Here is an 18,332-nt window from a genome sequence, read left to right on the forward strand (position 1 = left end):
CAGCCTCCGCAGCCCATCAAGATTGAGGATCCGGCGTGACGGTAGTCAACGATCGTCTTCTCGAAAGCAAGATGACCAAGGTGGAGCAGTCGCGAGCCTGGAGCCCACGCGTCATCTCGAAATTCGAGACGCTGATCAGGAGCGCCGACGACCACTCACTCCATCGCGTCAATCCGTTGGCCTTTGCTCGCGACCGCGCGATCGCCGAGCCTGAAGCAATCGACCTCTTCCTTCATGCCGCCCGCTGCGGCTTGTTCGACATGAGCTGGGATGTGCTCTGTCCACAGTCCGGGATGGTGCTCGATAGTTTCGGCGCCCTGCGCACGCTGAAGACCCACTACGTCTGTGGCCTGTGCGACGTATCCGGCGACACCGACCTTGACGACTTCATCGAGGTCACCTTCTCGATATCGCCGAAGCTGCGGCGCCTGCCGTACCACGATCCCGAGACGCTCTCTGTCGAGGATTTTCACTGGAAGCTCCACTTCGGACATGACGGGCGGCTACCGGGGCAAGACGTTCGCTTTCTAGACCTACTGCGCGGCTTCGTTCGGGGCATGACGTTTCTGCCGCCCGGCACCACCACAGTGCTCCGCGCCGACCTGGGACCGGGCGCGCTTGCGGGCGTCAACGTGCAGACGCAGGCCGCATTCGCGGTGCCGATATCAGGCGACCAGGTATCGGCGCCGACACTCCTGAAGATCGACTACGACGGCAAACGCTTCTTGCCGGCATTGCCCGCCGTGCCACCCGGTCCGATTGTCATTGAGGTCGCGAACAGAGGGCCGGTGCGAGGTTCGTTGCTTGCCATCAACTGGCCGCCCGAGCTTGTCGCACTGACGACCAAGCCGGCGCTCGATTTCGACCCCTATGTTTCCGGTGGAGCGCTGCTTGCGCGGCAGACCTTCCGCCAGCTCTTCCGGTCCGAACGTGTCGACGAGAAGGAGGGGCTCGGCATCCGGCAGATCACCTTCCTGTTCACGGACCTCAAGGGTTCGACCGCCATGTACGAGCACCTTGGTGACCTCAACGCCTATGCTTTGGTCCGCGAGCATTTCGCCCTGGTCAACGCGGCGGTGCAGCAACATGCCGGAGCGGTGGTCAAGACGATCGGGGATGCGGTGATGGCAGTATTCTCGCAGCCTTCGGATGCGATTTCGGCTGCACTGCACATCTTTGAAGACATCGATCGCTTCAACGGCGAGCACGACGGGCCAGGGATCATCCTCAAGATCGGTGCCCACTGTGGGCCGTCGATCGCCGTGACGCTCAACGACAACCTCGACTATTTCGGCCAGACGGTGAATGTCGCCGCGCGCGTGCAATCGCTGGCGGAAGCCGGCCAGATCTGCATTTCCGAGGCGCTCCATTCCGCGCCCGGGGTCAGCGAAATGCTTGCCGGCCATCGTGTCGTTGCTTTTGACGCGCCTCTTCGGGGCGTAGAGGGCGATGCAACCGTCTACCGCATCATGCGGGGATAGATACGATTGCGTGCCGGCTCCAAGCCGGCCGACCGGTTCAGCCTGCAGGCTGGAAACATCACATGGTGATGCCAGCGCCTTCCCAATCTCGTCGAGATGCACGATCTGCCGATGAAGGCGGGATCTGGCGCCGCCACTTCGGTGATCTCAATGATGCTGGCTGGCGCGACGGGCATGCTCACGGATGTGTTCGCGAGAAATGCCGGCATCCGCCAGGGTTCTGTCCGGAACCCGCCGCAAGCTCGCAAGCGTCTGACGATAGACAAGCCAGCGGGTGAAACGGTCTCGAAGTTCATACAACATGATTGTCTCCTTTGACGCGCGGAATGCCCCGCACGCCGGGTTTCTCGAAAACGCAAAGAGCCTGTGCAAGCGGGTGCATGACCGAAGGGACTGCACTGGCTTTCTGATCAGCCTGGGCACCTGCCGCTGTCCCGCCAGGCACGATTGTCCAAGGCCGCCAATGGCTGCATACTTGCGATGATGCCCGCTTCGCGCTACAGCCAAGGTCGCAAGGCATTTTTCATTTCTGCAAAATGGATATTGGCTGGGACGATCTGAGGCTGTTTCTCGACGTTGCGCGACTGGGTGGCCTGAGCGCGGCGACGGCGACCACGCGCCTCAGCGCAGCTACCCTTGGACGACGCGTCACCGCGCTTGAAAAGCAGATCGGCGAGCCGCTGTTCGTGCGTCAGCAGACCGGCTACCGGCTGACCCCGGTCGGCGAAGAATTGCTGCGGCGCGCCGAGGACGTCGAGGCGGCAATGCAGTCGCTGACCCGCTGGCGCGAAGGAAGCCTGCCCGACCGCATTGTCCGCGTCTCGGCCGGGCCATGGACCTCGGCTTTCATTTCCGCCCATATCGGCGAGGTCTGGACGGTCGATGACGGCATAAGGATGGAGTTCGTCACCACCACCGACCGGGTCGACATCGGACGTCGTGCCGCCGACGTCGGCATCCGCAGCGAGCGCCCGACCGAGCAGTGGCTGGCTGGCCGTCAGAGCGGCAAGGTCGCCCACGCGCTTTATTCCGGACGCCACCTGATCAACGGCATCGCCGCCGGCTTGTTCGTCGGCGTCACCGGCGAAGGGGCAAACGTTGCCTCGGCGCGCTGGCTGCAAGCCCATCACGGCGACCGCATCGCGGTGCGCGGCAACAACACCCATTCGGTGCGAGAACTGGTGGCCGCCGGCGCCGGCCTTTCGATCTTTCCGTGCTTCGTCGGCGACAGCGATCCACGACTGGTGCGCGTCGCCCGACCCATCCCCGAACTGGAAACCGACCAGTGGATCGTCACCCATCACGAGGAACGCCACTCGCCGCCGGTGCGAAAAGTCGCCGACCGGATTGCCGCCTTGATGCAAGCGCACCAGCCGCTGTTTCGCGGCGAGACGCCGATGCAATGAGCCCCCAAGGGCCGATCTCAAGACCCTTCTTCCGTGCAAAGCGTTGACGGGTGGCAGGCGGCAGTTCACCTTTCTCTTGGCTTTGCCTGCCATCCACCTGATTTCAGGAATCCATCGAAGTCCATGCAATACGATACAACCCAGGCGACAAGGCAGGCTCAGAGGAACGATCAGAGTCATCCCGTCAGTGCGGACCTGATCGCTGTCGTCATTGCCGTGACGAATGGCGAGCCGCGCGTCCTGACCATCGAGCAGGCGCAAGCTTTGCCGTCCGGCCCTTTCGAGCTCGACCATCGCTCCTTGCAATCGGGCTTGCGGGCATGGGTGGAGCGGCAGACCGGTCACCTGCTAGGCTATATCGAACAGCTCTACACGTTTGCCGATCGCGACAGGACAGGCGATGCGCGCGTGCAGATATCGATCAGCTACCTCGGCCTGACGCGGGAAGAGCAGGCCGAAAGGTTTCCCACGCATGGTTGGCGGGTCTGGTACGAGTATTTTCCGTGGGAGGATCACCGCGCGGGCGCGCCGCCCATTCTGGCCGATATCCTCATGCCCCGGCTTTTGGCCTGGGCCGACGTTGCCGAGGATCTCGGCGTGCGCCGCGATCGCCGGCAACGCGTGGCATATGCCTTCGGCCTGGATGATCGCGGCTGGAACGAGGAGCTTGCTCTGCAGCGCTACGAACTGCTCTATGAGGCCGCGCTGGTGCCGGAGGCTACACGCGGCCGGGACAATGGCGTTCCGCCGGCCATTCCGGGCCGACCAATGACTGCCGACCACCGCCGCATTCTGGCGACCGGAATCGCCAGGCTTCGAACCAAGATCAAATACCGCCCCGTCGTGTTCGAGCTGATGCCGCCGGCTTTCACGCTCTTGCAATTGCAGCGCACCGTCGAAGCGCTCGCCGGGCGACTCGTGCACAAACAGAATTTCCGGCGCCTTATCGAACAGCAGGACCTGGTCGAGGAGACCGGGGAGACGATGTCGGACACCGGCGGGAGACCGGCCAAGCGCTTCCGCTTCCGCCAGACGGTTCTGGCGGAACGAACTGTCACAGGGACAAAATTGCCACTTTCACGCGCTTGACATTCCTTATGCTCAAGTTAAGCATATGCCTTAGTTATACTCAAAACGAGCATAATGAGGGCAAGGCATGTTCAACGCCTCCACGCGCACCGCCGCGCTGTACGACCGCGTGCGGCGGGTTATCCCGCCGATCGAATGGCCCGCCTTCGCCGGCGACATCGACGCCATTCTCGACCTGAAGCGGCAACGAAACGCTGTCATCCTGGCGCACAACTATCAGACGCCGGAGATCTTCCATTGCGTCGCCGATATCGTCGGCGACAGCCTGGCGCTTGCCCGCAAGGCGATATCGGCCGAAGCGGACGTGATTGTGCTGGCCGGCGTGCATTTCATGGCCGAGACGGCGAAGCTGCTCAACCCTGAGAAGACCGTGCTCATTCCCGACCTGCGCGCCGGCTGTTCGCTGGCGGACTCCATTACCGCCGAGGATATCCGCCTGCTCAGGCAACGCTTTCCGGGCGTGCCGGTCGTCACCTATGTCAACACGTCGGCCGAGGTGAAGGCCGAGTCCGACATCTGCTGCACGTCAGGCAATGCGAAGGCGGTCGTCGAGTCGCTTGGTGTCCCTCGGGTGATCATGCTGCCGGACGAGTATCTGGCCCAGAACATCGCCGCGCAGACCGACGTTGAGATCATCGCCTGGAAAGGGCATTGCGAGGTGCATGAGCGCTTCACGCCGGCCGATATTCGCGAGTTGCGCCAAAACCATCCCGGCGTGACGGTGCTGGCGCATCCCGAATGCCCGCCCGACGTGGTGGCCGAGGCCGATTTTTCCGGCTCGACCGCCGCCATGTCAGACTATGTCGAAAGGCAAAAGCCGCCGCGCGTCGTGCTGATGACGGAATGCTCGATGAGCGACAATGTCGCGCTTCAGCATCCCGAGGTCGAATTCATCCGGCCCTGCAATCTCTGCCCGCACATGAAGCGGATAACACTGGCCAACATTCGCACCGCGCTTGAAGAGAACCGCCATGTCGTGAGCATCGAGCCCGGCATCGCCGGCCGCGCGCGCCTGGCCGTCGAGCGGATGCTGGCCGTATGAGCGTGCAAAATCTCGACGGCCGCCCCGTCATCATCGGCGGCGGCATTGCCGGACTGATGACCGCGCTGCATCTGGCGCCGCAGCCGGTGCTTCTTCTGTCCAGGGCACCGCTGGGGGCTGACGCTTCGAGCGCCTGGGCCCAAGGTGGGCTGGCCGCCAGCCTCGGCGACGACGACGATCCGGCACTGCATCTGGCCGACACGCTCGCCGCCGGCGATGGGCTCTGCGACAGGGAGATGGCCGGCCGTATCCTCAATGCCGCGCCCGGCGCCATCGATCGACTTGCGGGCTTCGGGGTCCGCTTCGACCGGGCACCAGACGGAACATTCCGCCTCGGACTGGAGGCAGCGCACGGCCGGCGGCGAATCGTCCATGCCGGTGGTGACGGCAGCGGACGAGAGGTCATGCGTGCCCTGGTCGCGGCCGTCCGCTCGACACCGACAATAGAGGTCGTCGAGGGGTTCGAAGCGCGCCGGCTGGCCGTGGAGGACGGCAGCATCGCCGGCGTGCTGGCGACCTGCTCGACTGGTCCGGTGTTCTTCGCCACGGGACGGGTCGTCCTCGCCACGGGCGGCATCGGTGGCCTGTTTCTCGACAGCACCAATCCATTGGGCAGTTGCGGACAAGGCCTGGCGCTCGCAGCGCGTGCCGGCGCTACCCTTGCCGACCTTGAATTCGTCCAGTTCCACCCGACCGCACTTGACGGGTCCGGCCGCCCCATGACGCTGATCAGCGAAGCTGTTCGCGGCGAAGGCGCAACCATCGTCGATGGAAGCGGCCGGCGTCTCCTTCAAGGCGTGCAAGGGGCGGAACTTGCGCCGCGCGACGTACTGGCGCGTGCCGTCTGGAACCATCTTGCGAACGGCCACCGCGTCTTTCTCGATGTGCGGGAAAGGCCCGGCCCGGCGTTCGCGCGGCAGTTCCCGACCATCGCGTCAGCCTGCGACAAGGCCGGCATCGATCCGGCGCGCGATCTCATTCCCATCCGCCCAGCCCAGCACTACCACATGGGTGGTGTCGCCGTGGATGGCTCCGGTCGCACGTCCGTTTTGGGACTTTGGGCCTGCGGCGAAGTCGCCGCGACCGGGTTGCACGGCGCCAACAGGCTTGCCAGCAATTCGCTGACCGAGGCGGTGGTCTGCGCGCGCTGGGTCGCCGAAAGCATCGCGGGAACCGCTGCCCTCCGGACAAGGCAAGCGAATGCAAGTGACTGCCCGCCGTCCGATCCCGAGGCGGTGCGTCCCCTCTTGTCGCGTGCGCTCGGCGTCGTGCGGGACGGTGAAGGCTTGAAAGCAGCCGCACGGTCCTTGTTGCCGCTCGCCGAGCGCGAGGGCGCGGACCCGGCGGCCGTCGGGCTGATGATCGCGATTGCCGCGTTGCTGCGCCGGGAAAGCCGCGGCGCTCACTACCGGACAGACTTTCCCCATCACGCGACTGTTGGCCGGCGCTCCGAAATTACGCTCGAAGCAGCACTTGCGGCAGCGCGGGAACTTGCACTCGCCCCAGCGCTGGAAACCGCAACCTGATGACCCTCTCGCCACTTCCCGCAATCATGCTCGAGCCGATGGTGCGGGCGGCTCTTCTCGAAGACCTCGGCAGAGCCGGCGACGTGACCACGGATGCCATCGTACCACGAGAACGCCATACGACGACCGTGCTTGCGGCTCGCCAGCAAGGCATCATCGCCGGCCTCGATCTGGCGATGCTCGCCTTCAAGGTGATCGATCCGAATGTCGAGATGACGGTGGAGCGCGCGGACGGCAGCGACGTAGCGCAGGGGGAGACCATCGCGTCGGTGAGCGGCCCGGCCCGCGCCATTCTCACGGCGGAACGCACGGCGCTCAATTTCCTGTGCCATCTCAGCGGCATAGCCACGGCGACCGCAGCGATCGTCAGTGCGATCCGCGGGCACAAGGCGAAGATCGTCTGCACCCGCAAGACGACACCGGGCTTGCGGGCAATCGAAAAATACGCCGTGCGCGCCGGCGGCGGCGCCAATCACCGCTTCGGCCTCGACGACGCCATCCTGATCAAGGACAACCACATCGCCATCGCCGGCGGAATTCGCCCGGCAATGGAGCGGGCGCGAATGAGCGTCGGCCATCTCGTCAAGGTCGAAGTCGAGGTCGATACGCTGGCCCAGTTGGAAGAAGCCTTGGCGCTTGCCCCCGACGCAGTCCTGTTGGACAACATGTCAGTCGATGACTTGCGCAAGGCGGTGGCCATGGTTGGTGGCCGGGCGGTCACCGAGGCGTCTGGCAGGATCACCGCCGCGATTGCGCCAGCAATTGCCGCAACCGGTATCGACCTGATTTCCATCGGCTGGTTGACTCACAGCGCCCCGATCCTCGATATCGGCCTCGATTATCGTGAGCTTTGATCGTCGGACCTGGCCATCTAAAGTCTAGCCGGCTCGCCACAACGCAAGGAACAGGATCGAAATGCACGCAGCGATTTCGGAAAAGACCGCGCCTGAAGTTCAATCCCTCGGCGACCGCCGGGTATGGAGCCTGGAAGAAGCCCAGGCTCTCCACGATGCGCCTTTCAACGACCTCTTGTTTCAGGCGCAGACCGTTCACCGCCAGAACTTCGATCCCAACAAGGTCCAGCTCAGCCGGCTTCTCAGCATCAAGACGGGCGGCTGTCCGGAGGATTGCGGCTATTGCAGTCAGTCGGCGCACCATGAAAGCGGGCTGAAGGCGTCGAAGCTGATGGAGGTCAGGCGCGTCATCGCCGAGGCGACCAAGGCGCGCGACGCCGGCGCCACCCGCTATTGCATGGGCGCCGCCTGGCGAAATCCCAAGGGGCGCGACATGGATGCGGTCGTGGCGATGGTCGAAGGCGTCAAGGCGCTGGGCATGGAGACCTGCATGACGCTCGGCATGCTCGACCTCGGCCAGGCGCAGCGGCTGAAAGAGGCTGGCCTCGACTACTACAATCACAACATCGACACCTCCGAGCGCTACTACTCAGAGATCATCTCGACCCGGACATTTGCCGACCGGCTGGATACGCTGGCCAATGTCCGCGACAGCGGCATCAAGGTCTGCTGCGGCGGCATTGTCGGCATGGGCGAAGAGCCGGTGGACCGGATCGACATGCTGGTGACGCTGGCCAACCTGCCGGAACATCCGGAAAGCGTTCCGATCAACATGCTCATCCCGATCGCCGGCACCCCGCTTGCCGATGCCAGGCCGATCGAGCCGATCGAGTTCGTGCGCGTGATCGCGCTGGCGCGCATCATGATGCCGAAATCGCATGTCCGACTTTCCGCCGGGCGCACCGCCATGACCGACGAGATGCAGGCGCTGTGCTTCTTTGCCGGCGCCAATTCGATCTTCGTCGGCGACACGCTGCTGACGGCGGACAATCCCGGCGAGGACAAGGATACGCTGCTGTTCCGCCGTCTCGGCATCGAGCCGATGGACCTCGAGGCGCAATGAACGAAGCGCCGCTTGCCCGGTATGACGCGACCTTGCGCGGACTGGCGCGCAAGGACCGTCTGCGGACGCTTTCGCCGCGCGCCGGGCTCGATTTCTCGTCCAACGACTATCTCGGGCTCGCCGCCTCCAAAAGACTAGGCGACGCGGTGGCGGCGGCGATCGCGCAGGGCACGCCGGTCGGCGCGACCGGATCTCGGCTGCTGCGCGGCAACGCGCCGGAACACGAGGCACTGGAGGCGGACGCGGCGGCGTTCTTCAGAGCCGACCGCGCGCTGTTCTTCGGCACCGGCTACATCGCCAACTTCGCCCTGCTGACCGCCCTGCCGCAGAAGGGTGACCTTTTGGTCCTCGACAAATTGGCTCATGCCAGCATGCATGAGGGGGCCCGCGCCGGCCGCGGCGAGTTCAAGCTCGCCGTGCACAACGACGTCGATGCCTTCGAGGATGCAATCACGCGCTGGCGCGCCGAAGGCGGCACCGGGCGCGTCTGGATCGTGGTCGAAAGCCTCTACAGCATGGACGGCGACCGCGCGCCGATGGAGGAGCTGGTCGCGCTTGCCGACCGCCACGAGGCCTTCATCGTCGTCGACGAGGCGCATGCCACCGGCGTCTGGGGGCCAGACGGCCGCGGCCTTGCCGCCGCTTTCGAGGGCCGCGACAACATCGTCGCGCTCCACACATGCGGCAAGGCGCTCGGCGCGGCCGGTGCGCTCGTCACCGGGCCGGGACTGTTGTGTGACTATCTCGTCAACCGCTGCCGGCCCTTCATCTACTCCACCGCGCCATCGCCGCTGATGGCCGTGGCAGCGCGCGAGGCGATTGCCGTGCTGTCCGACGAGCCCCAACGCCGGGCCCAGCTGCAGGAGCGCGTTGCTTTCGCGGGCCGCCAATTGGCCGAGCGCTGCGGCGTGGCCCCTAGCGGCTCGCAGATCCAGCCCTTCGTCATCGGCGACAACGGGCGCACCATGGCGTTGGCGGCGGCGCTGCAGGCGCGCGGTTTCGACATTCGCGGCATTCGTCCGCCGACCGTCCCCGAGGGCACATCGCGGCTGCGCATTTCGCTGACGCTCAATGTCGACGAGGCCGACATTTCGGCCATGGTCGAGGCGCTCGTCGAGGTGTTGGCCGCGGCATGACCAAGCGCATCGTCATCACCGGAACAGATACCGGTATCGGCAAAACGGTGTTTTCGGCGGCATTGGCCGGCCTGCTCGACGGCTTCTACTGGAAGCCGGTGCAATCGGGGCTCGACGAAGAGACCGACAGCGAGGTCGTTGAACGGCTCGCCGGCCTGCCGCCGGGGCGCGTGCTGCCCGAAGTGTATCGCCTGAAGGAGCCACTGTCGCCGCATCGTTCAGCCGAACTCGACGGCGTCGCGATAGACGCCGCAGAGCTCTCGCTTCCGGACTTACCGGGCCCGCTCGTCATCGAAGGCGCCGGGGGACTTATGGTGCCGCTCAACCGGCGTACCAAATTCATCGACATCTTCGCGCAGTGGCGGGTGCCGGTCATCCTGTGCGCCCGTACCAAGCTCGGCACGATCAACCACACCCTGCTTTCGATCGAGGCGCTCAGGGCCCGTTCCATCCCGCTCATCGGCATTGCCTTCGTCGGCGATGAGGTGGCCGACACGCAGAGGACAATCGTCGAATTCAGCGGCGTGCGCCAGCTTGGCAGGCTGCCGCTGCTCGATCCGCTGACGAGCGGGACGCTGAGGGAAGCGATGGTTGCCGGCTTCGACCTCTCAGCAATCGCGGGGGGCGAATGATGTCGCAGTCTCAAGTCTGGCATCCCTTCACCCAGCACGCGCTCGAGCCGGCTATCCCCGAAATCGTCCGGACGGAAGGCGCCTACCTCTACAAGGCCGACGGCACGCGCATCCTGGATGCCATTTCCTCCTGGTGGGTCGTCACCCACGGCCACCGCCATCCCCGCATCGTCAAGGCCATCGAGACGACCGCGGCGAGCCTCGACCAGATCATCTTCGCCGGCTTCACCCACGAGCCGGCCGAACGCCTGGCCAAGGCGCTTGTCGGCCTCGCTCCGGCCGACCTCGACTGGGTGTTTTATTCCGACAGCGGCTCGACCGCCGTCGAGGTCGCGCTGAAGATGGCGCTCGGCTACTTCCGCAACATCGACGCGCCGCGCTCGCGCATCGTCGTCATGGAGCACAGCTATCATGGCGACACGATTGGCACGATGAGCGTCGGCGCCCGCGGCGTGTTCAACGCCGCCTACGAGCCCTTGCTGTTCGAGGTCGACACCATCCCGTTCCCCGCCGCCGGGCGCGAGCAGGAAACGTTGGACCGGTTCGAGGCCGTCTCCCGCGACCGGCGCGCGGCCGCGCTGATCGTCGAACCGCTGGTGCTCGGCGCCGGCGGCATGCTGATGTACCCGGCATGGGTTGTGGCCGAGTTGAAGAAGATCGCCGAAGCCTCCGGCACATTGCTGATCGCCGACGAGGTGATGACCGGCTGGGGCCGCACCGGGACCATGTTCGCCTGTGAGCAGGCATCGATCTCACCGGACATTCTGTGCACCTCGAAAGGGCTGACGGGCGGCGTTATCCCGCTGGCGGCGACGCTTGCGACCGATGCCATCTTCCAGGCCCATTATTCGCAGGACCGCAGGAAGACATTCTTCCACTCGAGTTCCTACACCGCCAATCCGATCGCCTGCGCGGCGGCACTCGCCAATGTCGAGATCTGGCGTGACGAACCGGTGGCCGAGCGGGTCGCGGCCCTAAGCGCAAAACAGGCTGCCGGGCTTCGACGTTTTCGCAACAATCCGTTTTTTAGCGACAGCCGCGCAACGGGGACAATCGCCGCCCTCGATCTGCGCACCGGCTCCGCCGGCTATCTGGCCGAGATCGGGCCGAAGCTGCGCGCGTTCTTCCTCGAACGCGGACTTTTGGTGCGTCCGCTCGGCAATGTCCTCTATCTCCTGCCGCCCTATTGCATCACCGGCGACGAGCTCGACGGCCTCTATGACGCCATCGAGGAGGCCGGCGAACGCTTTGGCGCAAAGCCATGAACAGGTCGTCGCGCCTTCTCGGCTTCGGCCATCATGCACCGGCGCGCAGGGTCGAGAACCCGGAGATCGAAAACCGTCTCGGACTCGAGCCCGGCTGGATCGAGCGGCGCACCGGCATTCGCTCGCGCTTCTGGGCCACCGAAGAAGACACGCTGTCGGGCCTTGCCGCGCAAGCCGGCGACATGGCGCTGACGAACGCCGGCATCGAGCGCGGCGACATCGGCCTGCTGCTGCTTGCCACCTCGACGCCCGATCACCTCCTGCCGCCCAGCGCGCCGCTGGTCGCGCATCGACTGGGGCTCGGCCGCGCCGGCGCGATCGACCTGACCGGCGCCTGCGCCGGCTTCATCTATGCGCTGATGTTCGCGGACGGATTTACACGCCTGCACGGCAAAGCGAGCCTCGTCATCGCCGCCAACATCCTCAGCCGCCGCATCAATCCGGCCGAGCGGGCCAGCGCCGTGCTGTTTGCCGACGCCGCCGGCGCTGTGGTGCTCGGTCCCGGCGATGAACCGGATCGAGGCATTCTCAGCGCATCGGTTGATTCCGACGGCTCGCGCTACGGGCTGATCCAGATTCCCGCGGGCGGAAGCAACAGGCCCTTCCAGGCCGATCTCGACCTCGCTGAGACCCGGATGACCATCATCGACGGCCGCGAGGTGTTCGCCAAGGCGGTCGAGATGATGACAACCTGCTCGCGGGAAGCGCTCGCTGCTGCCCGCATGCGACCGCAGGACATCGATCGGTTCGTGCCGCATCAGGCCAACGCCCGCATTTTCGACGCGGTGGGGCGAAACCTCGGCATCGCCGATCAAGCGATTGTCAAGACGATCGTCGAATACGGCAACTCTTCCGCAGCAACGATCCCGCTGTCGCTGTCGTTGGCCCATCATACGGAGCCGTTTCGGTCGGGCGAGAAAATCCTTCTGGCTGCGGCGGGTGCCGGCCTCAGCGGCGGCGCTCTCGTCGTCAGGATCTAGCCGGCGACCGCATGTGCTTGGCCGTGGCGGATCGGACTCCAGGGTCTGCGGAGGCGCCAGCATCGTTCTTTCTAGAAGGCGATGACGGCCTTTATGAGCCCCGACTTCTGATGCGTCCAACGAGCGATATCGTGCAGGCTGTTCTGAAGGGTCGTGTCGTGCGTTATCAGCTTGGCCGCAGGAATGGCGCCATCGCGCATTGCCGCCATGACGTGGTCGAAGTCGACGCGAAGCGCATTGCGGCTGCCGATCAACATCATCTCGCGTTTGTGGAATTCGGGATCCGAGAAGGTGATCTCGTCCTTAATGACGCTTACCATTACCAGGGCGCCGCCATGGGCCACGTAGCCGAACGCGGCTTGTATCGAGACCTTGCTGCCGGTCGCATCGAAGACGAGGTCGAAACAATCGCCGTCGGTTCGCTCTCTCACCTGCTCGACAGGTGAACCCGATGCACTGTCGATGACGGGAAACCCGAGTTGGCTTTCGGCGAAGTTAAGCCGTTCCCGGCTGGTGTCCATGAGCGTCACCGCTTGGCCGGCAATACGCGCAAACAATGCCGTACCCAGTCCGATAGGCCCGGCGCCGATGACCAGCGTCTTTGCGCCGGCAGCAAGCCTGGAGCGTCTCACCGCGTGAGCGCCGATCGCCAGGAACTCGACAGCTGCCGCGTCAACGAGCGGCAGTCCTGCAACCGGGTAGAGGTTGTCGGCAGGCACCAGCAATTCCTCGCACATGCCGCCGTCGCGATGAACGCCCAACACTTCGATCGATACGCAGCAATTCGGCTTGCCGTTGCGGCATGCAATGCATTTGCCGCAGGCAAGATAGGGATTTACGACGACCCGTTCGCCGACTTCGATGGCGACGCCTTCGCCTACTGCGGTCACGGTGCCAGAGAGTTCATGTCCCATGACACGTGGATAGACTAGGTAGGGATGCTTGCCCTCAAAGATGTGGTAGTCGGTGCCACAGATGCCGACATGGCTGATGCTGACCAGCGCCCATCCGGTGCCCGGCGGGCCGGGCGCCGGGCGATCCTCGAAGACCAATTCGCCGGGCTTGCGGCATACGAGCGCTTTCATGCGAATTTTCTTCCTGAAATGTTTCAAAAAGAACCCGGCGGCTGAGATCGCCGCCGGGCCAAGGTGTGGAGCCTATTCGAAGTCTTTGACGTTCTGCAGCGTCACCAGTCCTGCACCGGTATCCACATTGGCTTCGACGGGTTCCCCGCGGATCGCCTTGACGACGGTATCGATGCCAAGCTCGCCCATTTTTGCCGGAAATTGCGCCACGCTGGCATCTTCCGCGCCGGACTTGATCGCTTCGATCTCACCACAGCAGGCGTCGAAACCGACCAGGATGATCTTGTCGTTGCCGATCCCCGCATTGCTGATCGACTTGACGGCTCCCGGGATTGGCGGTCCGCATGCCGCGTAGATCGCCTTGAGATCGGGATTGGCGGTCAGGATGTCTTCGGTCACCGACGTGCCAAGTTCGAGCGTGCAATTGGTTGCGCCCTTGCCGACCACCTCGACCTTGACGTCGCCGAGGCCCTCCATCATGCCGGTGACCCGGTCGTCCAGCGCCGGCACTCCGGGAACGCCTTGCAGGATGCCGATCTTGTCGCCGCTCTTGAGCACGGTCTTCAGGTACTCACCGGCAATCTTGCCGCCGTTCAGGTTGTTGGTCGAAACCAACGCGGTCTGGCCCTTCCAGTCCGGGATGCCGTTGTCGACGAGAACCACCTTGATGCCGGCAGCGACCGCCTTGTCGAGCGTCGGCGCGACGGTCGGATCGACCGGAGTGATCGCCAGCCCCTTGACCCCTTGCGTGATCATGGATTCGATCAGGGCAATCTGGCCCTCGATGTCGGTTGCCGCCTGGCCCTGGCCGGTGACCAACTCGACTTCAGGATGAGCGGCGGCGTATTTCTTGGCCGCGTCCTCCATGGTCGAGTAGAACGGCACCGGGAATTTCGTAATCAGGCCGACCTTGATCTTGTCGGCGGCCGAAGCCGGCATCGCGCACGCAACGGCGATCGCCAGCCCAGCGAACAGTTTTCGGTTCATTGGCATTCCATTCCTCCCTTGGATTGAGGCGTCTTCCGGCGGAAGTCGCTTCAGGCATTTGCGGACCGCAACAGTCCCCAAATCTCGGACGGATCAGGCTCCCACGATCATGGAGACCAGTTCCTGCTTGTTGTCCTTGGTCGGCACCAGTTCGCCAACCTTGCGGCCCTGGCGAAGCACCACGGCGCGATCGGCAAGCTCGACGACATGCTCCATATTGTGGGTGATCAGGATGACGGCGTTGCCCTGGTCGCGCAGCGTCGCGACCAGGTTGAGCACTTGTCGCGATTCACGCAGGCCAAGTGCAGCGGTCGGTTCGTCCAGGATCACGACCTTGCGGGCAAACACGGTCGACCGGGCCACCGCAATAGCTTGCCTTTGTCCACCCGACATCATGGCAACGACGGCGTCCAGCCTTGGCAACGTGACTTTCAAATTGGCGAGCAGAACGCGCGTTTCGGCATCCATCCGGCGCTGTTGAAGGAATCGCATGCCGCGAGGAAGCCATTGCGGCCCCGCCAGTTCGCGACCGGCAAAGAAGTTCTGTCCTGGCGTCAGATTGTCGAACAGCGCCAGATCCTGGTAGACAGTCTCGATGCCGGCGAAGCGCGCATCCGCAGGGGAGCGTATCTGCGTTGGCGCACCGTCCAGGAGGATCGCGCCGGCATCGAGTTGGTGCACCCCGCTGATGCATTTGGTCAACGTCGACTTGCCAGCGCCGTTGTCGCCCAGAAGCCCCAAGATCTCGCCGCGCCGGACCTCGATGCTGACGTCGTCCAGCGCCACAACCGAGCCGAAACGCTTGGTCGCGCCGCGTACCGCAAGCACGGGATATTCAGCGGCGGTGGCTGCATGATCGACGCTTGCTGGAACGGCACTCACGACTGCCTCCCGGCCCGCATGACCCGCACGCGCCCTTCGAGATAGTTGCGCAAGACGTCGGATTCGACCGCTATGACGATGACCACGCCAATGACGATGAGTTGGAAGAAGACATTGACGTTGAGCAGGTTGAGCGCGTTGCGGATGACGCCGATCATGATGGCGCCGATCAAGGCATGGCCAAGATGGCCGCGACCGCCGAGAAAACTGGCACCGCCGATGATCACCGCCGCGATCGTATCCAGTTCCAGCAGATTGCCGAACAAGGGCGAACCGGCGTCGGTGCGGCCGGCAAGGATGACCGCCCCGATGCCGGCGCACAGCCCCGAGATCACATAGACCGAAACCAGCACCCAGGACACGGGAATGCCCATGCGCAGGGCAGCGTCGGGCCGGCCGCCGACGGCATAGATCCAGCGTCCCCAGACCATCGTCTTGGCCATTGCGAAAAGAACCGCGGCAACGCCGGCGACCACAAAAACCGATCCAGGCAGACCCCAGACCGCCTCTCGGCCAAGCGCATCGATGGCATCCGGCATGCCAGGGATGGCGCGCCCGTCAGCCAGTTGCAGCGCCAGCCCCTTGGCGATGCTCAATGTTGCCAGCGTGATGATGAACGGATGCGGCAACCGGCCGAACACGTAGAAGAGCCCGTTGATGGCGCCGACCGCCGCACCGCAGGCGACCATCACCGCGATCACCAGGAAGGCGGGGGCGCCGGCATGGAAACTGAGCGCGCCGACGACCGAAGCCAGTGCAACGTTCGAGCCGACCGAGAGATCGATCCCACGCGTCAGGATGACCAGATGCTGGCCCATCGCCACAACCGAGATGACGGCGGTCTGGGCGAGGATGTTGCTGAGGTTGCGCCCCGTCAAAAAATAGGGCGACAGAAAACTGAGAACGACAATCAGCAACGCCAGGATGACGACCGGACCGGCGCTCAGCAAGGCCAAGCCCAGAGCAAGGCCAGGAACGGCTTCTTGCTTCTTGGGTGCTCGCACTGCGGCCTCGCCGACAGAGGTGCCGGTGTTTCCCGCTTCAGGCAAAGTTCCCTCCCCGCCGCGGCTTGTGTGAGCCTCGTCGTCAAAAGCTTATGTTGTATTTTTAGCTTCCTCTTATCGATAAAAAACAACCAATATCACTTGGTCAAGTTGTTTTTTATGGATAAAGTTCATGCTAGAAAGGACAAGGTGTTGCTCTGAGGTAGATCCGATGCGAACCGACACTGTTTACAAGAAGGCTTTCAACCGCGCCGCCAGTATGCTGCGCGACGGACAATTGACCGGCGAGCTCCCTTCCGAGAATGAACTCAGACGGCAAATGGGAGTGAGCCGCACGACTGTCCGAAAGGTCCTGGGAGAACTTGCCCACCGCGAACTTATTGCCGAGCGCAGCGGCGTCAGGACGGCAGGCCGACCGGTCGAGGATAGCGACTACTATCCCGACGCCGAAACCACATCACGGGCCAAGCACGTGGAGCAGCAATTCATGGAGTGGATGCTGCGCGGTGACACCAGACCTGGCACCAGCATCAACGAGCTCGAGCTGGCGCGGCAGTTCGGTGTCGCAACCAACGGAATTCGCGAGTTCCTGATCCGCTTCAGCCGGTTTGGGCTGCTCGAAAAAAGGCCGAACACGGGTTGGCTTTTCAAGGGCTTTACTGAAGATTTCGCACTTGAGCTGTTCGAGATCCGCGTCATGTTCGAGCTGCGCTCGGCGCATCTGTTTTCCCGACAGGCCGACACTTCCCCGTTGTGGGAGAAGCTGGCCGTGCTCAAGATTGCGCATACCGAACTGCTGAAGCGGATTGAAAGCCGATTCCACGACTTTTCCGGCCTCGACAACCGGTTTCACCGGCTCATAAACGAGGCTTCGCCGAACCGCTTCATCGACGATTTCTACGATATCATCAGCTTCATTTTCCACTACCACTATCAGTGGAACAAGCATGACGAAAAACAGCGCAACCAGGCGGCGATCCTGGAGCATCTCGCCTATATCGAGGCGCTCGAAAGCCGCGATCCAGAACGCATCGAGCGAGCCTGCCGAGCGCATCTGGGCTCGGCAAGAGAAACGCTGATGCGTTCGCTGATCGTATTTGACGAATGATAGGAACGAGCCGCTTTGAGGGACCCGGCGCATCCATTGCGGGATGCGTCGGAACCAACGCTTACGCGTGGCGTATTTCCGTTCCCAGCACCTTCAGGCATTCACGGATGAACGCCGCAAGCGCGGTCCAGCCCTTGGCCGAAACCATCGTCCCATCCACATAGGCATCGGTGGGAGACAGATCGATATAGGTGCCGCCTGCCAGCGTCACCTCCGGCTCGCAAGCCGCGAGCGCGCCGACCTTCTTGCCGCGGACGACGCCATCGACCGCTATCAGGATCTGCACGCCATGGCAGATCGTAAATATCGGTTTGTTCGCCTCGTGGAAGTGGCGCACCATCGCCTGCACGCGCTTGTCGGTGCGGATATATTCCGGTCCGCGCCCGCCGGCGCAGTAGACGGCGTCGTATTGGCTCAGTTGCTTCTCGGCGTCGGAAAAGGTCTTGTTGATCAGCGCATTGTGACCGGGCTTTTCGGTGTAGGTCTGATCGCCCTCAAAATCGTGCAGCGATGTCTTGATCACGTCGCCGGCTTTCTTGTCGGGGCAGACGACATGAACAGTATGGCCGACGGCCTCCATCGCCTGCTGGTAGACGAAGATTTCATATTCCTCGGTGAATTCGCCCGTCAGCATCAGTATCTTTTTTCCTGGCATGGTCTTCCTCTCGGTTGTGGCAAGGCGAGGTGCACTTGGCGCCTCGCCAGACAGGGATCGAAATCGGAGCAGAGCGGTTAAGTCGGGGAATAGTTTTCCTTGGCGTTGACCTGGGTGATCGGCGGCGCGTCGAGCTT

The 18,332-nt window shown here is 63.7% G+C and carries 18 protein-coding genes; 12 read left to right on the plus strand and 6 right to left on the minus strand.

Going from position 1 to position 18,332, the window contains the following annotated elements:
- The first annotated feature begins 35 nt into the window (after nt 1-35).
- Nucleotides 36-1,481, plus strand: a complete 1,446-nt coding sequence (locus tag PU724_RS22705; RefSeq protein WP_354422832.1) for an adenylate/guanylate cyclase domain-containing protein — start codon at nt 36-38, stop codon at nt 1,479-1,481.
- Between the two features lie 147 nt (nt 1,482-1,628).
- Here the strand turns inward: PU724_RS22705 and PU724_RS22710 are convergent, their stop codons facing one another.
- Nucleotides 1,629-1,784, minus strand: coding sequence for a YjiS-like domain-containing protein (locus PU724_RS22710; RefSeq protein ID WP_127283540.1), 156 nt, complete (start codon nt 1,782-1,784; stop codon nt 1,629-1,631).
- A gap of 233 nt (nt 1,785-2,017) precedes the next feature.
- Here PU724_RS22710 and PU724_RS22715 point away from each other — a divergent pair, with 233 nt between their 5' ends.
- The 10 genes from PU724_RS22715 to PU724_RS22760 all read left to right on the plus strand — a co-directional run bounded on the left by PU724_RS22715 (nt 2,018) and on the right by PU724_RS22760 (nt 12,474).
- Nucleotides 2,018-2,887, plus strand: coding sequence for a LysR family transcriptional regulator (locus PU724_RS22715; RefSeq protein WP_127310792.1), 870 nt, complete (start codon nt 2,018-2,020; stop codon nt 2,885-2,887).
- Between the two features lie 123 nt (nt 2,888-3,010).
- Nucleotides 3,011-3,976, plus strand: a complete 966-nt coding sequence (locus tag PU724_RS22720; RefSeq protein ID WP_354422984.1) for an NUDIX hydrolase — start codon at nt 3,011-3,013, stop codon at nt 3,974-3,976.
- A 67-nt stretch (nt 3,977-4,043) separates the two neighbouring features.
- Complete coding sequence (gene nadA / locus PU724_RS22725; RefSeq protein WP_354422830.1) at nt 4,044-5,018, plus strand: quinolinate synthase NadA; 975 nt, start codon at nt 4,044-4,046, stop codon at nt 5,016-5,018.
- A complete protein-coding gene (locus tag PU724_RS22730; RefSeq protein WP_354422828.1) occupies nt 5,015-6,544 on the plus strand; it encodes an L-aspartate oxidase in 1,530 nt (509 codons plus the stop codon). Before nadA ends, PU724_RS22730 begins: the two co-directional genes overlap by 4 nt.
- Nucleotides 6,544-7,398, plus strand: a complete 855-nt coding sequence (nadC, locus tag PU724_RS22735) for a carboxylating nicotinate-nucleotide diphosphorylase (protein WP_320320560.1) — start codon at nt 6,544-6,546, stop codon at nt 7,396-7,398. The genes PU724_RS22730 and nadC overlap by 1 nt, the downstream gene beginning before the upstream one ends.
- A gap of 61 nt (nt 7,399-7,459) precedes the next feature.
- Nucleotides 7,460-8,461: a biotin synthase BioB gene (gene bioB, locus PU724_RS22740; protein WP_126056210.1), complete on the plus strand. Its 1,002-nt coding sequence runs from the start codon at nt 7,460-7,462 to the stop codon at nt 8,459-8,461.
- On the plus strand, nt 8,458-9,597 hold the full coding sequence (locus PU724_RS22745) for an 8-amino-7-oxononanoate synthase (RefSeq protein ID WP_354422826.1): 1,140 nt from the start codon (nt 8,458-8,460) through the stop codon (nt 9,595-9,597). The genes bioB and PU724_RS22745 overlap by 4 nt, the downstream gene beginning before the upstream one ends.
- Nucleotides 9,594-10,229 (plus strand): dethiobiotin synthase, encoded by a 636-nt coding sequence (gene bioD, locus PU724_RS22750; protein ID WP_354422823.1) that lies wholly within the window; start codon nt 9,594-9,596, stop codon nt 10,227-10,229. Before PU724_RS22745 ends, bioD begins: the two co-directional genes overlap by 4 nt.
- Nucleotides 10,229-11,494: an adenosylmethionine--8-amino-7-oxononanoate transaminase gene (locus PU724_RS22755; protein WP_292166815.1), complete on the plus strand. Its 1,266-nt coding sequence runs from the start codon at nt 10,229-10,231 to the stop codon at nt 11,492-11,494. Before bioD ends, PU724_RS22755 begins: the two co-directional genes overlap by 1 nt.
- Entirely contained in the window at nt 11,491-12,474 is a 984-nt protein-coding gene (locus PU724_RS22760) for a beta-ketoacyl-ACP synthase III (protein WP_292166818.1), read from the plus strand. Before PU724_RS22755 ends, PU724_RS22760 begins: the two co-directional genes overlap by 4 nt.
- A gap of 71 nt (nt 12,475-12,545) precedes the next feature.
- Here PU724_RS22760 and PU724_RS22765 read toward each other — a convergent pair whose 3' ends face one another.
- From PU724_RS22765 to PU724_RS22780, 4 genes are all read right to left on the minus strand, one after another.
- Nucleotides 12,546-13,559 (minus strand): zinc-binding alcohol dehydrogenase family protein, encoded by a 1,014-nt coding sequence (locus PU724_RS22765; protein WP_292166821.1) that lies wholly within the window; start codon nt 13,557-13,559, stop codon nt 12,546-12,548.
- 72 nt (nt 13,560-13,631) lie between these two features.
- Nucleotides 13,632-14,498 carry a sugar ABC transporter substrate-binding protein gene (locus PU724_RS22770; protein ID WP_407046005.1) on the minus strand — a complete coding sequence of 289 codons (867 nt, stop codon included), beginning with the start codon at nt 14,496-14,498 and terminating at the stop codon, nt 13,632-13,634.
- Between the two features lie 141 nt (nt 14,499-14,639).
- Entirely contained in the window at nt 14,640-15,428 is a 789-nt protein-coding gene (locus tag PU724_RS22775) for an ATP-binding cassette domain-containing protein (protein ID WP_127308734.1), read from the minus strand.
- Nucleotides 15,425-16,477, minus strand: coding sequence for an ABC transporter permease (locus tag PU724_RS22780; RefSeq protein WP_354422821.1), 1,053 nt, complete (start codon nt 16,475-16,477; stop codon nt 15,425-15,427). The genes PU724_RS22775 and PU724_RS22780 overlap by 4 nt, the downstream gene beginning before the upstream one ends.
- Nucleotides 16,478-16,643: 166 nt before the next feature.
- Here PU724_RS22780 and PU724_RS22785 point away from each other — a divergent pair, with 166 nt between their 5' ends.
- Entirely contained in the window at nt 16,644-17,540 is an 897-nt protein-coding gene (locus PU724_RS22785) for a GntR family transcriptional regulator (RefSeq protein WP_292166827.1), read from the plus strand.
- 61 nt (nt 17,541-17,601) lie between these two features.
- Here the strand turns inward: PU724_RS22785 and PU724_RS22790 are convergent, their stop codons facing one another.
- Nucleotides 17,602-18,195: a DJ-1/PfpI family protein gene (locus PU724_RS22790; RefSeq protein ID WP_127308733.1), complete on the minus strand. Its 594-nt coding sequence runs from the start codon at nt 18,193-18,195 to the stop codon at nt 17,602-17,604.
- Nucleotides 18,196-18,332: the final 137 nt, after the last annotated feature.

The organism is Mesorhizobium abyssinicae (genome assembly GCF_049887195.1).
Classification (GTDB): Bacteria; Pseudomonadota; Alphaproteobacteria; order Rhizobiales; family Rhizobiaceae; genus Mesorhizobium; species Mesorhizobium abyssinicae.

Bases quoted from the DNA above. Each gene is read 5' to 3' on its own strand.
- PU724_RS22710 (WP_127283540.1), bottom strand. From the start codon at position 1,784: ATGTTGTATGAACTTCGAGACCGTTTCACCCGCTGGCTTGTCTATCGT.
- PU724_RS22715 (WP_127310792.1), top strand. From the start codon at position 2,018: ATGGATATTGGCTGGGACGATCTGAGGCTGTTTCTCGACGTTGCGCGA.
- PU724_RS22720 (WP_354422984.1), top strand. From the start codon at position 3,011: ATGCAATACGATACAACCCAGGCGACAAGGCAGGCTCAGAGGAACGAT.
- nadA (WP_354422830.1), top strand. From the start codon at position 4,044: ATGTTCAACGCCTCCACGCGCACCGCCGCGCTGTACGACCGCGTGCGG.
- PU724_RS22730 (WP_354422828.1), top strand. From the start codon at position 5,015: ATGAGCGTGCAAAATCTCGACGGCCGCCCCGTCATCATCGGCGGCGGC.
- nadC (WP_320320560.1), top strand. From the start codon at position 6,544: ATGACCCTCTCGCCACTTCCCGCAATCATGCTCGAGCCGATGGTGCGG.
- bioB (WP_126056210.1), top strand. From the start codon at position 7,460: ATGCACGCAGCGATTTCGGAAAAGACCGCGCCTGAAGTTCAATCCCTC.
- PU724_RS22745 (WP_354422826.1), top strand. From the start codon at position 8,458: ATGAACGAAGCGCCGCTTGCCCGGTATGACGCGACCTTGCGCGGACTG.
- bioD (WP_354422823.1), top strand. From the start codon at position 9,594: ATGACCAAGCGCATCGTCATCACCGGAACAGATACCGGTATCGGCAAA.
- PU724_RS22755 (WP_292166815.1), top strand. From the start codon at position 10,229: ATGTCGCAGTCTCAAGTCTGGCATCCCTTCACCCAGCACGCGCTCGAG.
- PU724_RS22760 (WP_292166818.1), top strand. From the start codon at position 11,491: ATGAACAGGTCGTCGCGCCTTCTCGGCTTCGGCCATCATGCACCGGCG.
- PU724_RS22765 (WP_292166821.1), bottom strand. From the start codon at position 13,559: ATGAAAGCGCTCGTATGCCGCAAGCCCGGCGAATTGGTCTTCGAGGAT.
- PU724_RS22770 (WP_407046005.1), bottom strand. From the start codon at position 14,498: ATGCCGGCTTCGGCCGCCGACAAGATCAAGGTCGGCCTGATTACGAAA.
- PU724_RS22785 (WP_292166827.1), top strand. From the start codon at position 16,644: ATGCGAACCGACACTGTTTACAAGAAGGCTTTCAACCGCGCCGCCAGT.
- PU724_RS22790 (WP_127308733.1), bottom strand. From the start codon at position 18,195: ATGCCAGGAAAAAAGATACTGATGCTGACGGGCGAATTCACCGAGGAA.